This is a genomic window from Rheinheimera sp. (assembly GCF_030690345.1).
In the GTDB taxonomy this organism is placed as follows: domain Bacteria; phylum Pseudomonadota; class Gammaproteobacteria; order Enterobacterales; family Alteromonadaceae; genus Alishewanella.
Genome location: NZ_JAUYGV010000001.1, coordinates 440,310 through 454,705 on the forward strand (window position 1 = coordinate 440,310; position 14,396 = coordinate 454,705).

The following is a 14,396-nucleotide window of genomic DNA, read 5'->3' on the forward strand; positions in this document are numbered from 1 at the left end:
CGTTTTCTTTTAATTTAATCTGGCTTATTTCTGTTTGCTGCTAAACAGCTGATCCAGTTTTTGCTCAAAGCTATGGTAGTTTAAAAAGTCGTACAGCTCGGCGCGGGTTTGCATGCTGTCTACCACCGCCTTCTGATCGCCATTAGCTAAAATGGACTGGTACACATTCAGTGCGGCCTTATTCATAGCCCGAAACGCACTTAACGGATACAGCACCATAGCCACGCCCACAGAACCTAGTTCGGCTTTATTAAACAGCGGCGTTTGGCCAAATTCAGTGATATTGGCCAGTACCGGCACTTTTAATGCTTTGGTAAAAGCCTGATATTGCTCCAGCGTATACACCGCTTCGGCAAAAATGGCATCGGCACCGGCGGCTTCACAGGCCAGAGCGCGCTCAATGGCGGCGTCTAAGCCTTGCTGCGCCAAGGCATCGGTGCGTGCCATTATAAAAAAGCTCTCGTCGCTGCGGGCATCCACACTGGCTTTTACGCGGTCGACCATTTCATCTAAAGATACAATCTCTTTATTTGGCCGGTGGCCACAGCGCTTTTGCGCTATCTGATCTTCAATATGAAAACCGGCGGCACCGGCGCGGGTCATCTCTTTTACCGTGCGGGCGATATTAAAAGCACCACCCCAACCGGTATCTGCATCGACTAACAACGGCAGGCTGGTAGCGGCGGTGATGCGGCGGATATCTTCGCATACGTCGTTTAATGACGTCATGCCCAAATCCGGCAAGCCAAAAGAGGCATTAGCCACACCGGCACCGGACAAATACAGTGCCTGATGGCCGGTGCGCTCTGCCATCATTGCCGTATAGGCATTAATGGTGCCGACGATTTGCAGCGGTGTGTTGGCGCTTATCGCGGCGCGGAATTTTTGTCCGGCAGTAACTGTGCTCATGTTAAGTCCCCGTTTGTTCCAGTTGTTTTTCAATATTGCGCCTTGATGCGGCTATATGGCGGCGCATCAATAAATCGGCCAGTTCACCATCGCGGTTGGCAATGGCATTAAGAATAGCTTTATGTTCGTCAAATGCCCGTGATACCCGTGGCCCGTTCATGCCCAATTGCACGCGGTACATCCGTACCAGGTAATACAGCTCGTCGCAAAGAATATTAATCAGATAGTCATTTTTACTGCCCAGGATGACACGGTAATGAAAATCCAGATCACCGGCTTCCTGATAATAGCTTTCGCCTTCGCGTACCCGCTGGGTGTTCAGATGCTGATCAAGCAAAGCACGCAACTCAGCAATTTCGCTGTCGGCCATATGCTCTGCCGCTAAACGGCAGGCCATACCTTCTAAGGTTTCACGTAGTTGATACAACGACAGCAACCCTTGTGTCGACAATTTCACTACCCTGGCACCGGCGTTAGGAATACGTTCAATTAAATGGCAGCGTTCCAGCCGGGCTAAGGCCTCACGCAGCGGCGCGCGGCTCAAATCAAAACGCTTTGCCAGCTCGGGCTCACTGATTTTGCTGCCCGGCGCTATCTCGCCTTCAACAATAGCACGCTGAATTTCCAATAATACTCTGTCTGCAGCAGTAATGGGTGAGCGTAAAGATGGATGCAACGCGGCCATAGATTGTCGACATAAAATTAAGATTGGTTAGTTTTAAAGCCTTTTAGCGTTTAAGTCAAGCCATACGCAAAGCATATTGTCGACAATAAGACCAAAGTCTGTGTGATGTTCTTTACAGTGCACGATACAGAAGTTTGTATTAGCGCCCACAGTTATTCGAGTTTCGCCAGAGCTTTTTTCAGACTGTTTGTTTATAAAAACAACAATTCTAATTCACGGATCGCCTAACGACAGTGTGCAGTAACGCCGCCCCTAAAACAGGTTCAACGCAGTAAAGCTGCCTGCTTCACGGAACAAGCTGGGGATAACCTGAGGATAAACCGGGTGTAAAATGGAAAATTGATATCGGCATCAAGGGCATTGCTGCGCTAAGTGGCAGAGGAAAAAATCTGCTTTTTAACTAAACTGGATCTTACCTTAACTGTTTGATGGTTGTAACGATAGCGCACGGCTCATTCCCTATGAGCCATTCCCCTAGGCCCGGAACAATGCGGATTGGTTCCGGGCTTCTTTTATTAAATAATTGAAATTATGCGGCTTTTTTAACCAACTGAAACAGGTTATAAAAATTCTCTGTAGTGGCATGTGCCAGTTGCTCAAGGCTGATACCCTTTACCTGCGCAATAGCCTCTGCCACGGCAGTGACATACGCCGGCTGATTGGTCTTACCGCGAAATGGCACCGGCGCCAGATAAGGCGAATCGGTTTCTATCAGTAAACGCGACAGTGGTATCTGTTTCACCACATCGCGCAGTTCATCAGCATTGCGAAAGGTCATAATGCCGGAAATAGAGATATAAAACCCCATGTCCAGCGCTGCACTGGCCATTTCCCAGTTCTCGGTGAAACAGTGCAATACACCACCGGCATGCTCAGCATTATGGCTACGCATTAAGGCTAACGTATCGGCACGTGCATCCCGCGTATGAATAATCAACGGCTTATTAACCTGGTTAGCCACCTGTATATGGCTGACAAAAGCCGCCTGCTGGCTTAGTTTAGAGTCTGGTGAGTAGAAATAATCCAGCCCGGTTTCTCCCACCGCAACAACGTGCGCCCGGCTGCACTGCTGCAGCAATAATTCAGCATCGATAACGTCCTGCTGATGTAGCGGATGCTCACCGCAAGACACAGACACCTGTGGATAGGCGGCAACTAACTGCGACATTTGCTCAAATTCCGCCAGACTGACACAAACACACAGCATGTGCTCTACCTGTTTTGCCTGTGCGGCGGCAATAACCTGCGGCAGCGTTAAACCAAGTTTGTCCAGCTCCAGCCGGTCCAGGTGACAATGTGAATCTACAAACAAAATAATACTCTCTGCTTAAATGGTATAAGTAGGATCCGGCGAGTTCAGCATACCGCCAAGCAACTTCTCAATCTTGGCGCCTAATTGTGATTTATCATCAATAAAGGTAATACCGATACCGGCAGGGCTCGAGCTTTGTGAGCCGTGCGGCGTGATCCACGCTACTTTACCCGACACCGACAACGGCTCCAGCGCGTCCGGCAGTGTAACGCTTAATGCCAGAGACTGGCCCATTTTGTACTGTCTGGGCGTGCGGACAAACAAACCGCCGCTTTTCAAAAACGGCATATAACTGCGGTACAGCTCTTTAATGTCATTAAATCCAATCGACAACTCTTCCATAACTCCTCCGCTTAGCCTCGCAGCCGTGTTAATTCAGTTAGTAACGCACTTAGTGCTAACGGCCTATTCTGCCCTAAAATTTGTGTTTCGTCACGGCACCAACGATTGTACAACTGATGAATAGCCAGCACACGCTGCGGCTCTTGTGTAGTTAACGCGGGCAATAAATGCCGGCGTAAAAACCAGCCCAATAACTGGCGCAGCTCGCTGCTGCTCTCTAGCTGTTTAGTGCAATCGGCCAGTGCCAGCTGTCCGGCAAAAAATTGTTGTAACGTCTGGATTAAGGTTTGCAGCTTATAGGCTTCACCTGACTCCAGCAGCTTTAATGCTTTTAACGGCCCGCCTGCACAATACGCCAGCAAAAAATCCGGCACTGCCCGGTTACTTTGCTGCGCCAGCCAGTGTTGTGTTTCGTTACCTGACTCCGCTGCCAGCGGCCATTGCTGACAGCGGCTGAGCAAAGTGGCAGGCAAGGTCGCCGCAGCACTGGTTTGCAAAATCAAAAAACTGTTTTGCGGTGGCTCTTCCAATGTTTTCAATAGCGCATTGGCGGCAGCTTCGGTGAGTTTTTCTGCCTGGGCCAGCAGCACCACTTTATTTAATTGCTGCTGCGCCCGGCCATGCATAAACTGACTGAGCCGGCGCACAGCATCCACGCCGATACTGCCGGCGCTGTTATCTACTATCAGTAAGTCTGAATGGTTGCCGGCAAGTCGCAGCAAACAACTCTTACATTTTCCGCAAGCTTCCACCGGCCCCGTGCCACCCTCTGTGGTCAGCTCAGTACAAAGTAACGCCGCGGCCAACCAATTGGCCAACGCCGATTTACCGATACCTTCAACACCGCTGAGCAACAAACCATGCGCCAAACGCTGATTTGCCAACAGAGGTATAAATTGCTGCTGGTAGCGCACAAGCCAGGGTAGCATAATTTAGCCTAATGCCTTGTTCAGCGCAGCCGTAATACTGTGCTGTACTTGCTCAAGCGACTGGCCGGCGTCTATTACTACGATATTGGGCTCTGTTGCGGCAATCTGCAGGTATTTTTGCCGGGTACGCTGAAAAAACACCAATTGTTCCTGCTCTATCCGATCCAGCTCGCCACGCTGGCGCGCCCGCTCCAGCCCTATCGCCGGGTCAATATCCAGATACAGGGTTAAATCCGGCCGCAGATCGCCCAGCACGGCGTTGCGTAACTGATTAATAAAGGCTTCGTCCAACTGACGGCCACCGCCCTGATAGGCACGCGATGACATATCGTGCCGGTCGGCCAGCACCCACTTGCCCTGTGCTAAGGCCGGTTTAATCACATTACACAACAATTGCATACGGGCAGCATACATCAGCAACAACTCGGTTTGCGGCGCAACAACCTCAGTGGTTTGTACTTGCTTAACCAGGTTACGCAGGCTTTCGGCCAGTGGCGTACCACCGGGCTCCCGCGTACATACCACTTCCACGCCCAATTGCTGCAGATATTGCTTAACGTGTGCAATAGCGCTGCTTTTGCCGGCACCTTCAAGGCCTTCTACCACAATAAATTTAGCTGCTGCCTTCATGGCTTGTTTCCCAAAATGTATTTTCTTACTGCGGCGTTATGCTGCTCCAGCGTAGCTGAAAACTGATGGCTGCCATCACCTTTGCTGACAAAGTAATACAGGTCGGTTTCAGCCGGCTGCGCCGCTGCCAGCAAAGAAGCGCGGCCAACCAGGCTGATCGGGCCGGGCGGTAAGCCACGATGGCGGTAGGTATTGTACGGATGCGGGTTGTTTAAATCGGCACGGGTAATATTACCGTTAAAATCCGCAATACCGTAGATAACGGTTGGATCGGTCTGCAAGCGCATATTCTTTTGCAGCCGGTTAACAAACACCGACGCCACCAGGGTTTTCTCCGGCGGATAACTGCTTTCTTTTTCAATGATCGACGCCAATATTAACAGCTGATAGCGGTTTTGCAGCGGTAACTCGCCATAACGCTGCTGCCAGGCAGTGTCGAGCTCACTCAGCAGTGCCAGTTGCGAGCGCTTAACCAGCTCACTGGCTTTGCTGTTGGCAGTATAATAGTAGGTATCAGGATACAGCAGCGCTTCACCGTGCTGTGGCTCTGGCCCCCAATCTTCAGGCCATTGCAGCAGCTGCAACACCTGCTCTGCGTTGGTTATATCCTGGTGTAAATACTCTGCCTGTTGCAGCCGGATTAAGCTCTGCTGCAGTGTTTCACCTTCAATTAAGGTCAGTGAAAATTGGGCTTCTTTGCCACTGCGAAACAGCGTCAGTACCTGTAATAACGTTTTTTCAGTTGAGATCCGGTATACCCCCTGCTGCACAGCCGCATCTTCGGGGTGTAATTTCAGGTAAAGCCGCAGCATCAGGCATTGGCTTTCAGTCAACAGCGTCTGTTGCTGCCACTGCCGGCAGAGCCTGAGCGCCGAACTGCCCTGCGCTACTGTATGTATATCGCCGGATAAATTAAGCGGAATTTGCTCTACATAACGTACCGAAAAATAATAGCCAAGGCCGAGTAATATGCCGGTGAACAGCATAACTTTCAGTGTTTTTAACATAGTACCTGCTTTGAAAACTGCTGTACCGTGCGCACAGATAAGCCGCGGCCTTCTATACTGTGCACCGGCACTATGCCCATTAAGGCATTACAAATAAACATGGCGTCAACCGACTCAAGCTCAGTGACAGCCCAGTTAACCGGGGTTATATCGGCCTGTTGCATAATATGTTGCCGCATAACACCGGCTACACCGGCGCGAAGCAACTCTGGCGTATGCCATACGCCGTCACGGTGTAAAAACACATTCGCGGCACTGACTTCGGTGATAAAGCCCTGTTGATCCAGCACCAGCAAATCATCATGCCCGGTGCCGGCCAGCTCTTGTTTTAACAACACCTGTTCCAGCCGGTTATTATGTTTAAGGCCCGCCAACAGAGGTTGTACCGCCAATTGCAGCCTGGCAATACCAAGACGAATACCCTGCTGTTGGGCATGACGATAATCCGGCATCGGACTGGCAAAGATATACACCCCGGGCGCACCGACATCTGCCGCAGCGTAGCCGCGACCGCCCTCACCGCGCGACACCAACAGTTTTATCACCTGCTCTGGTGCGGTTATTGCTGCTTGCGCTTGCTGTTGCAGCGCTTGCCAATCGATAGCAGCAAAGCCCAATTGCGCGGCAGAACGTTGCAGACGCTGCAAATGCAATGGCCACAGCTGTATGCAACCATCACGCACCTGCATGGTGGTAAAAATACCGTCGCCATAGTTAAAACTACGATCTGTTGCCGGGATAACCGATTGCACGCATATTACCAGGTTAATAAAAGCAGCAGTATGCCTTAAAAAGCAGATAAAACAAAGGCTGCATCAAGCAGCCTTTGTTGGTTAAAACAGTAAATTATGCGTGTTAAAACAGCAGATTAAACGCGTTTAAACAAGATAGAACCGTTGGTGCCACCAAAACCGAACGAGTTACACAAGGCGTACTCCATCGACACCTGGCGTGCCTGGTGTGGCACATAGTCCAAATCACAACCTTCATCCGGGTTATCCAGATTAATGGTTGGCGTAACTAATTGGTCCTGCAGTGACAGCACGGTAATAATAGATTCTACCGAGCCTGCGGCTCCCAACAAGTGACCAATCATCGATTTGGACGAGCTTACCATCAGCTTGTCAACGTTGTTGGCAAATACCGATTTAATCGCCATGGTTTCTGCTATATCACCGGCCGGTGTTGAAGTACCGTGCGCGTTGATATACGCCACCTGCTCCGGATTAACCTGCGCATCGTTCAGCGCATTTTTCATCGCTAAAGCGGCACCGGCACCGTTTTCCGGTGGAGACGTCATATGATATGCATCACCACTCATGCCAAAACCAACCAGTTCGGCATAGATTTTTGCGCCGCGGGCTTTAGCATGCTCGTACTCTTCCAGCACCATAACACCGGCGCCGTCGCCCAGCACAAAACCATCACGGTCTTTATCCCAGGGCCGGCTGGCTTGCTGTGGCGCGTCATTGCGGGTAGACAACGCCCGAGCGGCGCCAAAACCGCCCATGCCCAACGGCGTAGAGGCTTTTTCCGCACCGCCGGCTACCATCACATCAGCGTCGCCGTAGCTAATCATGCGGGCCGCATGGCCAATATTGTGTACGCCGGTAGTACAGGCAGTAACAATACTGATATTCGGCCCTTGCAAGCCCAGCAAAATAGACAGCTGGCCGGCAATCATATTAATAATGGTCGATGGCACAAAAAACGGTGATAACCGCTTAGGGCCACTGTTGATCAATTTAGTATGGTTCTCTTCAATTAACCCCAAACCACCAATACCGGAACCAATTGCCGCACCAATGCGTGGCGCATTTTGCTCTGTAATTTCGATGCCGGAGTCACGAAATGCCTGAATACCGGCAGCCACACCGTATTGAATAAACAGATCCATTTTTTTCGCCTCTTTGGCTGAAAAAAACGGCTCTACATCAAAGTTTTTCACCAAACCAGCAAACTTAGTGGTGTACGCACTGGTATCGAAATGCTCGATCAGTGATATACCACTTTTACCTTGCTGTAAGCCTTGCCAGCTTGAGGCAACATCATTACCCAGCGGCGTTAACATGCCTAAACCGGTAACTACAACACGACGTTTTGCCACAAAACCCTCCGCCATGGAAATTTTTATCGGACCTGAAACGAAAACGGGTAGCTTAGCTACCCGTTCTGTAAGCTGATAACTTACTCAGCGTGTGCTTTGATGTAATCAATAGCAGACTGAACAGTAGTGATTTTCTCAGCTTCTTCGTCCGGAATCTCAGTATCGAACTCTTCTTCCAGCGCCATTACCAGCTCAACTGTGTCCAGTGAGTCAGCGCCCAAGTCGTCAACGAAAGACGCTTCGTGCTTAACTTCGTCTTCTTTAACACCTAATTGTTCAATGATGATTTTCTTAACGCGTTCTTCGATGTTGCTCATCTTTTCTTCCTTTTTCTCATATAAATCGCAACAGTTCGTGCAATTTTGTGTGGCGCTAGTTTATGCGTAAGCCAGAATTGTTGCAAGCAAACAGAACAGCATTTTGCGCTGGTCAAACCTGCTTAGCAACATAAACTTACACCATATACATACCGCCGTTTACGTGAATTGTTTCACCGGTGATATAAGCAGCCTGAGTTGACGCTAAAAACGCCACTGTGGCAGCAATTTCTTCCGGCTGGCCTAAGCGGTTGGCCGGTACCTGAGCAAAAATAGCTTGTTTTTGCTCATCCGACAGCTCTTTAGTCATGTCGGTATCAATAAAGCCGGGCGCTATGGCATTAACCGTAATACCGCGTGATGCGACTTCTTTTGCCAGCGACTTGGTAAAGCCTAATACCCCGGCTTTAGCCGCAGCATAATTGGTCTGACCGGCATTACCCATAGAACCGACAACAGAACCAATACTGATAATGCGACCAAAACGTTTTTTCATCATAGTGCGCATTACCGCTTTGCTTAACCGGTATACCGAGGTTAAGTTGGTTTGCATAATGTCAAACCACTCTTCATCTTTCATCCGCATCAGCAGATTATCGCGCGTAATGCCGGCATTATTAACCAGAATATCAATATCTCCAAACTGGTTTTTTATCTGCTCTAAACATTGTTCTATAGAAGCGGTGTCGCCCACATTTAACACCATGCCACAGCCGTTGTCAGCCAGGTAGCTGCTAATGGCTTCGGCGCCTTTTTCAGAGGTGGCCGTACCAACAACTTTGGCACCCAAAGCGGCTAATTGCTCGGCGATGGCGCGGCCAATACCGCGGCTGGCACCGGTTACCAGTGCCACTTTGCCTTCTAAAGAAATAAAATTTGTCATCGTTAATCCTTATTCTGCTGCCAATGCGGCTTGCAGCGAAGCAACGTCGCCAACTGAAGCAGCAGTTACATTTTTATCTATGCGCTTAATTAAACCGCTTAACACCTTGCCGGCGCCCAGTTCTAACACTTGTGTCACACCTTGTGCAGCTAACCATTCAATGGTTTGCGTCCACTGCACCGGGCTGTATAACTGGCGTACTAACGCATCTTTTACCGCAGCGGCATCGGCAGCAATGGCAACATCGACATTATTTACCACCGGTATGACAGCACTATTAAAGTTAAGTGCCGCTAAATCGCCGGCTAATTTATCTGCCGCCGGGCGCATTAAAGCACAGTGCGATGGCACGCTGACCGGCAATGGTAAGGCACGCTTGGCACCGGCCGCTTTACACAGCTCACCGGCCCGCTCTACCGCAGCTTTATGGCCGGCAATTACTACCTGGCCGGGCGAGTTATAATTCACCGGCGATACTACTTCGCCTTGTGCGGCCTGCTCACACGCCACAGCAATAGCGGCATCGTCCAGGCCGATAATGGCTGACATAGCACCAACACCGGCCGGCACCGCCAACTGCATATAATTACCGCGTTTTTCCACCAGCTTTACCGCATCGGCCAGCGATAATACCCCGGCACAAACCAGGGCGGAGTATTCACCCAACGAGTGGCCGGCAAAGTAAGCAGGCTGCGCGCCTCCTTGCTGCTGCCATAAACGCCACACCGCTACAGATGCCGTTAACAGTGCCGGCTGAGTGCGGTGAGTTTCATTCAAATCGGCTTCCGGGCCATTAGCCACCAGCGCCCATAAGTCATAACCCAGCGCAGCTGAGGCTTCGGTGAATGTGTCTTTTACCACATCAAACTGCTGATATAAATCAGCCAGCATGCCAACACTTTGGGAGCCCTGCCCCGGGAATACGATTGCAAGTTTTGTTGTCATCTTTGGTCCTGCGAATAAGTAAATTAACGAGGCGCGGATTTAATAACGCACCAGCGCTGAAGCCCAGGCAAAACCACCACCAAAAGCTTCCAGCAACAGCGTTTGGCCACGTTGAATACGGCCGTCACGAATGGCTTCATCCAACGCTGTCGGCACTGTCGCCGCTGAGGTATTGCCGTAGCGGTCAAGGTTAATCACCACCTGGTCCATCGACATATCTAATTTACGTGCCACGGCAGCAATAATGCGCAGGTTAGCCTGGTGCGGTACCAGCCAGTCGATCTGTGATTTATCCAGATTGTTAGCCGCCAACGTCTGCTCGACCACTTCGGAGAGTTTGGTCACGGCCACTTTAAATACGTCGTTGCCTTTCATTGAACCCCATGACTGGTGCACCGATTGCTCATCACCGCGTATTGGGTTATCGACATACAGCAGTTCTGAATATTTGCCGTCGGCATGAATATGGGTAGATAAAATACCCGGTTGCTCAGACGCTTCCAGTATCACGGCACCGGCGGCGTCACCGAACAGGATCACCATGCTTCTGTCTTCCGGCGATATTAAACGCGATAAACAGTCAGAGCCAATCACTAAGATGCGTTTGGCAATACCGCTTTTAATATACTGATCTGCTACGCTCAGGCCATAACAGAAGCCGGCACAGGCGGCGGCGATATCAAAGGCAGGAATGGCCGGGATCTCGAGCTCACGCTGAATTTCACAAGCTGAACTGGGTAAGGCGCGTGATGCGCTGGTGGTAGCACAGATAATCATATCTATGCTGTTTTTATCAATATCGGCCGCTTCAATGGCTTTTAACGCCGCCTGCGCACCCATAGTAGAGACGGTTTCGTTGTCACCGATAATACGGCGCTCTTTAATGCCTGTACGTTCAATAATCCATTCGTCTGTGGTTTCAACCATAGACTCCAGATCAGCGTTACTGCGAACCTGCGACGGGAAATAACTCCCGGTACCTATAATGCGTGAATACATGAGGACCTACGCTTTATCAATTAATACGTGTTCCAACCGGTCTTTAATCTTAGCGGGCACCTGGCGTTCAACCTCGCGCACCGCTTGACGGATGGCACTTAGAAATGCATCTTTTGTCGCATTTCCATGACTTTTCACTACAATTCCGCGCAATCCTATCAGACTTGCACCGTTATAGTGGTCGGGGTTCACGCCCTGATAAAGGTTTTTTATAAAAGGTTTGATTAACCAGCCGAATAATTGCGCAGTAACCTTGTCTTTAATGCTCGATTCAAAGCGCCGTAGGATAAGCTTGGCCACACCTTCACAGGTTTTCAGCGCCACATTACCGACAAAGCCGTCACAGACAATCACATCTGCCTTGCCGGTAAAAATGTCATTGCCTTCAATATAACCAATATAGTTAATGTCGTTGCAGTCTGACAGCAACATCGAAGCGCGCTTTATTTGATCCGAGCCTTTAATCTCTTCTTCGCCCATATTCAGCAACGCCACTTTCGGCTTGCTGATGCCGATAACTTCTTCGGCCATTACGGCGCCCATTACAGCAAACTGAAATAAGGTATCGGCATCACAGTTTACTGTGGCGCCTAAATCCAGCATATACACCGGATTGCCTTCAACCGCGGGTAAAGCGCTGATTAACGCCGGCCGGTCTACACCGTTGAGCATTTTCAGTACAAAATGCGCCATGGCAATTAACGCCCCGGTATTGCCGGCACTGACACAGGCCTGCACTTCGCCTTTATCGACTAAATCCAGCGCCACGCGCATAGAGGAATCACGCTTAGAGCGCAGCGCAACCGACGGCTTATCGGCCATGGTAACGATTTGTGTGCTGTGGCGCAGGCTTAATTGCGGATGCGGAAAAACACCGTGCAACTTGAGTTGCTCAGTTAAATTAGCTTCGTCGCCACACAAAATAAGGTGTAACTGAGGGAATTCGCAGATCGCTGCCAGAGCGGCAGGAATAGTAGAATGGGGGCCGTGATCGCCCCCCATCATGTCTAATGCAAGTGTCAGCTTAGTTGGCTGCACCGGCTGCATCCGGACTTATTTTACTTTACGGCCTTTGTAGTAACCATCGGCAGTAATGTGGTGACGACGATGCGTTTCACCGGTAGTAGAATCAACTGACAGCGTTGGGCCAGTTAATGCATCGTGTGAGCGACGCATATCGCGACGTGCACGTGATTTTTTGTTTTGCTGAACAGCCATGGTATTTCTCCTAAACTCACTTTTTCTTTAATTCTGCCAGTACAGCGAAAGGATTGGGTTTTTCCGGTTCCGGCCCGATATCACCAAAGCTCATCAATGCCGCACTAACGGCGCAAACCGCTTCGTCGTGCATTGGGAACAGTGGTAAAGCCAGAATCAGCTCATCTTCCACTAACTGTCGTAAATTTATTTCGCCGTGTTCGTCTTTCTCGACCACGTCGTAACGCTCAGGAATTAATTCCAAAGCAGCGTCATCACCCGGCTTAACCGAAGTGTATGCAAAATTGCAGTCCAGCGACACAGTCATGCTTTCGCTACAACGTTCGCAGGTTACACTCACTTCGCAAGAAGCGCTACCCTGTATTACAGTCAGGCCTTGCTGGTCAGTACCGCATTCAACTCGTACCGTTACCTCGCCTTGCGGATTAAGCAGGCTTTGTGTTAATCGGGTTAAATTTACGAGCGGCACGAAGCCTTCATAATCAGAGCGCTTTTGCGCTGCTTTAACCGGATCTATAGTAACGGGTATTTTTACTTTTTGCATAAGGCGCGCATCATATAGAAGCGCCCCTGCGCTGTCAAAGGGATCCGACAGATATTTGTCGTTTTTCTCGCGCATTTTTATCATTCTGTTTATAGTGCCGCACATTCTGCATAAAAAGGCTATTTATCAATGACTGAGCCCACTTTGCCAGCGCTGTATCTGGCTTCGACTTCAAGTTACCGCCGCCAGTTGCTGGCAAAGTTAACGCCGCAGTTTCACACCGTCAAACCGCAGGTTGACGAAACACCGCTGGCAAACGAGAGCGCAGAGCAATTAGTGCGTCGTTTAGCCACAGCCAAAGCACAGGCTGTGGCCGCAGGTTTAAGCTCAGGTTTGGTTATTGGCTCAGACCAGGTGGCGCTGTTTAACAACGATATTATCGGTAAACCGCACAGCGTGGAAAACGCACTGGCGCAATTACGCCGCTTTAGCGGTAATAGCGTCACTTTTCTGACCGGGCTGGCGCTGGTTAATGTGCAAAGCGGCAAGATACAAGTTAGTGTTGAGCCGTTTAACGTTAGTTTTCGCATTTTGAGCGATGCCGAAATTATTGCCTATATCGACAAAGAGCAACCGCTGGACTGTGCCGGCAGCTTTAAAAGCGAAGGCCTGGGCATTAGCTTATTCAGTAAACTCAGCGGTGACGACCCCAATAGTCTGATTGGCCTGCCACTGATCCGGCTAAACCAGATGCTGTTAAATGAAGGCATTAATGTGCTGCTTAGCTGACAAAATCAGTGTAATGGTGAATCCGGTTTGCCCACGGCAACACGCCGTGAACCCATCCATGGGGGCTCGATTCGGCCATCCTGGCCTGCAACGGTTGCCTTAGAGCAAACCGAACCCACCCGACATAATCCGCGTTTATATGACTTGCAATAATTCCGGCATCGTATCGATAATGGCTTTGGGTGCAAACTGGCTTAATACGTCGCGGCCATGCACGCCATGGGTTACACCAACGCGCGGCATCGCAATAGCTTGCGCCATCTTCATATCATGGCTGGTATCGCCCACCATCACCGCCTGCTGCGCCGGCAAATCCAGCTCACGCAGAATTTGCTGCAGCATATCCGGGTGCGGCTTTGACTGCGCTTCATCGGCACAGCGGCTGGTATCGAAGTATTTTTCCAGTCCCGTCTCAGCAAACATCCGCGTCAGGCCTCTGCGCTGCTTTCCGGTTGCCACAGCAAGTTTAATATTGCTGTCTTTTAATTGCCCCAGCACCTGCTCAACACCAGCAAACAAAGGCGTGGGTGTCGTATCATGCAGCATATAATGCTCACGGTAATGCTGAAACATTAACTGGCGTTTGTCATCGGTTATACCAGGAAACAAAATATCAAACGCCGGATCCAGGCTCAGGCCAATAATTTGCTTCGTTGCAAATTCTGTTGGTATTGCAAGCTCGCTTATTCTGGCGGCCGAACGCAACGACGAAACAATACGGCCCACTGAGTCCATTACTGTGCCGTCCCAGTCAAAAATGACCAGCGACACTTTCTCTGCTACGAACTTATCGGTTACCAACTTATCTGCTGCAGCCTGAACTGCTACTACATTTTGCAT

Annotated in this window: 18 protein-coding genes; 1 reads left to right on the forward strand and 17 read right to left on the reverse strand. The window is 50.1% G+C overall.

The features are described from left to right. Positions 1–24: 24 nt before the first annotated feature. The 16 genes from prpB to yceD form a co-directional block, all read right to left on the reverse strand. A complete protein-coding gene (prpB, locus tag Q8O77_RS02100) occupies positions 25–909 on the reverse strand; it encodes a methylisocitrate lyase (protein WP_305551168.1) in 885 nt (294 codons plus the stop codon). Between the two features lies 1 nt (position 910). Beyond that, positions 911–1,594 carry a GntR family transcriptional regulator gene (locus Q8O77_RS02105; protein ID WP_305551170.1) on the reverse strand — a complete coding sequence of 228 codons (684 nt, stop codon included), beginning with the start codon at positions 1,592–1,594 and terminating at the stop codon, positions 911–913. Between the two features lie 529 nt (positions 1,595–2,123). After that, complete coding sequence (locus Q8O77_RS02110; protein WP_305551172.1) at positions 2,124–2,906, reverse strand: TatD family hydrolase; 783 nt, start codon at positions 2,904–2,906, stop codon at positions 2,124–2,126. Positions 2,907–2,921: 15 nt separating this feature from the next. Continuing rightward, the gene (locus Q8O77_RS02115; protein ID WP_305551174.1) at positions 2,922–3,248 is read right to left on the reverse strand and encodes a PilZ domain-containing protein; all 327 of its coding nucleotides are present in this window, start codon (positions 3,246–3,248) and stop codon (positions 2,922–2,924) included. 11 nt (positions 3,249–3,259) lie between these two features. After that, a complete protein-coding gene (locus Q8O77_RS02120) occupies positions 3,260–4,177 on the reverse strand; it encodes an AAA family ATPase (RefSeq protein WP_305551176.1) in 918 nt (305 codons plus the stop codon). A 3-nt stretch (positions 4,178–4,180) separates the two neighbouring features. Continuing rightward, a complete protein-coding gene (tmk, locus tag Q8O77_RS02125; protein WP_305551178.1) occupies positions 4,181–4,807 on the reverse strand; it encodes a dTMP kinase in 627 nt (208 codons plus the stop codon). After that, positions 4,804–5,814 carry an endolytic transglycosylase MltG gene (gene mltG / locus Q8O77_RS02130; RefSeq protein WP_305551180.1) on the reverse strand — a complete coding sequence of 337 codons (1,011 nt, stop codon included), beginning with the start codon at positions 5,812–5,814 and terminating at the stop codon, positions 4,804–4,806. Before mltG ends, tmk begins: the two co-directional genes overlap by 4 nt. Beyond that, positions 5,808–6,566 carry an aminodeoxychorismate lyase gene (pabC, locus tag Q8O77_RS02135; protein ID WP_305551182.1) on the reverse strand — a complete coding sequence of 253 codons (759 nt, stop codon included), beginning with the start codon at positions 6,564–6,566 and terminating at the stop codon, positions 5,808–5,810. The genes mltG and pabC overlap by 7 nt, the downstream gene beginning before the upstream one ends. 116 nt (positions 6,567–6,682) lie before the next feature. Continuing rightward, positions 6,683–7,921, reverse strand: coding sequence for a beta-ketoacyl-ACP synthase II (gene fabF / locus Q8O77_RS02140; protein WP_305551183.1), 1,239 nt, complete (start codon positions 7,919–7,921; stop codon positions 6,683–6,685). A gap of 80 nt (positions 7,922–8,001) precedes the next feature. Beyond that, positions 8,002–8,238: an acyl carrier protein gene (acpP, locus tag Q8O77_RS02145; RefSeq protein WP_068231583.1), complete on the reverse strand. Its 237-nt coding sequence runs from the start codon at positions 8,236–8,238 to the stop codon at positions 8,002–8,004. A 136-nt stretch (positions 8,239–8,374) separates the two neighbouring features. Beyond that, positions 8,375–9,121 (reverse strand): 3-oxoacyl-ACP reductase FabG, encoded by a 747-nt coding sequence (gene fabG / locus Q8O77_RS02150; RefSeq protein WP_305551185.1) that lies wholly within the window; start codon positions 9,119–9,121, stop codon positions 8,375–8,377. A gap of 9 nt (positions 9,122–9,130) precedes the next feature. After that, complete coding sequence (fabD, locus tag Q8O77_RS02155; protein WP_305551186.1) at positions 9,131–10,066, reverse strand: ACP S-malonyltransferase; 936 nt, start codon at positions 10,064–10,066, stop codon at positions 9,131–9,133. A gap of 39 nt (positions 10,067–10,105) precedes the next feature. Then, the gene (locus tag Q8O77_RS02160; protein WP_305551188.1) at positions 10,106–11,065 is read right to left on the reverse strand and encodes a beta-ketoacyl-ACP synthase III; all 960 of its coding nucleotides are present in this window, start codon (positions 11,063–11,065) and stop codon (positions 10,106–10,108) included. A gap of 6 nt (positions 11,066–11,071) precedes the next feature. Further along, a complete protein-coding gene (plsX, locus tag Q8O77_RS02165; protein ID WP_305551190.1) occupies positions 11,072–12,112 on the reverse strand; it encodes a phosphate acyltransferase PlsX in 1,041 nt (346 codons plus the stop codon). 6 nt (positions 12,113–12,118) lie between these two features. Then, on the reverse strand, positions 12,119–12,283 hold the full coding sequence (rpmF, locus tag Q8O77_RS02170; RefSeq protein ID WP_008223049.1) for a 50S ribosomal protein L32: 165 nt from the start codon (positions 12,281–12,283) through the stop codon (positions 12,119–12,121). Between the two features lie 16 nt (positions 12,284–12,299). Next, the gene (yceD, locus tag Q8O77_RS02175) at positions 12,300–12,902 is read right to left on the reverse strand and encodes a 23S rRNA accumulation protein YceD (protein WP_305551193.1); all 603 of its coding nucleotides are present in this window, start codon (positions 12,900–12,902) and stop codon (positions 12,300–12,302) included. A 54-nt stretch (positions 12,903–12,956) separates the two neighbouring features. On the opposite strand from yceD, the gene Q8O77_RS02180 reads away from it, so the two are divergent. Continuing rightward, positions 12,957–13,556: a nucleoside triphosphate pyrophosphatase gene (locus tag Q8O77_RS02180; RefSeq protein WP_305551195.1), complete on the forward strand. Its 600-nt coding sequence runs from the start codon at positions 12,957–12,959 to the stop codon at positions 13,554–13,556. Positions 13,557–13,691: 135 nt separating this feature from the next. Here the strand turns inward: Q8O77_RS02180 and Q8O77_RS02185 are convergent, their stop codons facing one another. Further along, a complete protein-coding gene (locus tag Q8O77_RS02185) occupies positions 13,692–14,396 on the reverse strand; it encodes an HAD family hydrolase (RefSeq protein ID WP_305551197.1) in 705 nt (234 codons plus the stop codon).

Excerpts from the sequence above, each read along its gene's own strand:
- mltG (WP_305551180.1), bottom strand. The coding sequence starts at position 5,814 with ATGTTAAAAACACTGAAAGTTATGCTGTTCACCGGCATATTACTCGGC.
- Q8O77_RS02115 (WP_305551174.1), bottom strand. The coding sequence starts at position 3,248 with ATGGAAGAGTTGTCGATTGGATTTAATGACATTAAAGAGCTGTACCGC.
- fabD (WP_305551186.1), bottom strand. The coding sequence starts at position 10,066 with ATGACAACAAAACTTGCAATCGTATTCCCGGGGCAGGGCTCCCAAAGT.
- Q8O77_RS02185 (WP_305551197.1), bottom strand. The coding sequence starts at position 14,396 with ATGCAAAATGTAGTAGCAGTTCAGGCTGCAGCAGATAAGTTGGTAACC.
- rpmF (WP_008223049.1), bottom strand. The coding sequence starts at position 12,283 with ATGGCTGTTCAGCAAAACAAAAAATCACGTGCACGTCGCGATATGCGT.
- prpB (WP_305551168.1), bottom strand. The coding sequence starts at position 909 with ATGAGCACAGTTACTGCCGGACAAAAATTCCGCGCCGCGATAAGCGCC.
- acpP (WP_068231583.1), bottom strand. The coding sequence starts at position 8,238 with ATGAGCAACATCGAAGAACGCGTTAAGAAAATCATCATTGAACAATTA.
- Q8O77_RS02160 (WP_305551188.1), bottom strand. The coding sequence starts at position 11,065 with ATGTATTCACGCATTATAGGTACCGGGAGTTATTTCCCGTCGCAGGTT.
- Q8O77_RS02120 (WP_305551176.1), bottom strand. The coding sequence starts at position 4,177 with ATGCTACCCTGGCTTGTGCGCTACCAGCAGCAATTTATACCTCTGTTG.
- yceD (WP_305551193.1), bottom strand. The coding sequence starts at position 12,902 with ATGCGCGAGAAAAACGACAAATATCTGTCGGATCCCTTTGACAGCGCA.
- fabG (WP_305551185.1), bottom strand. The coding sequence starts at position 9,121 with ATGACAAATTTTATTTCTTTAGAAGGCAAAGTGGCACTGGTAACCGGT.
- Q8O77_RS02180 (WP_305551195.1), top strand. The coding sequence starts at position 12,957 with ATGACTGAGCCCACTTTGCCAGCGCTGTATCTGGCTTCGACTTCAAGT.
- Q8O77_RS02105 (WP_305551170.1), bottom strand. The coding sequence starts at position 1,594 with ATGGCCGCGTTGCATCCATCTTTACGCTCACCCATTACTGCTGCAGAC.
- tmk (WP_305551178.1), bottom strand. The coding sequence starts at position 4,807 with ATGAAGGCAGCAGCTAAATTTATTGTGGTAGAAGGCCTTGAAGGTGCC.
- plsX (WP_305551190.1), bottom strand. The coding sequence starts at position 12,112 with ATGCAGCCGGTGCAGCCAACTAAGCTGACACTTGCATTAGACATGATG.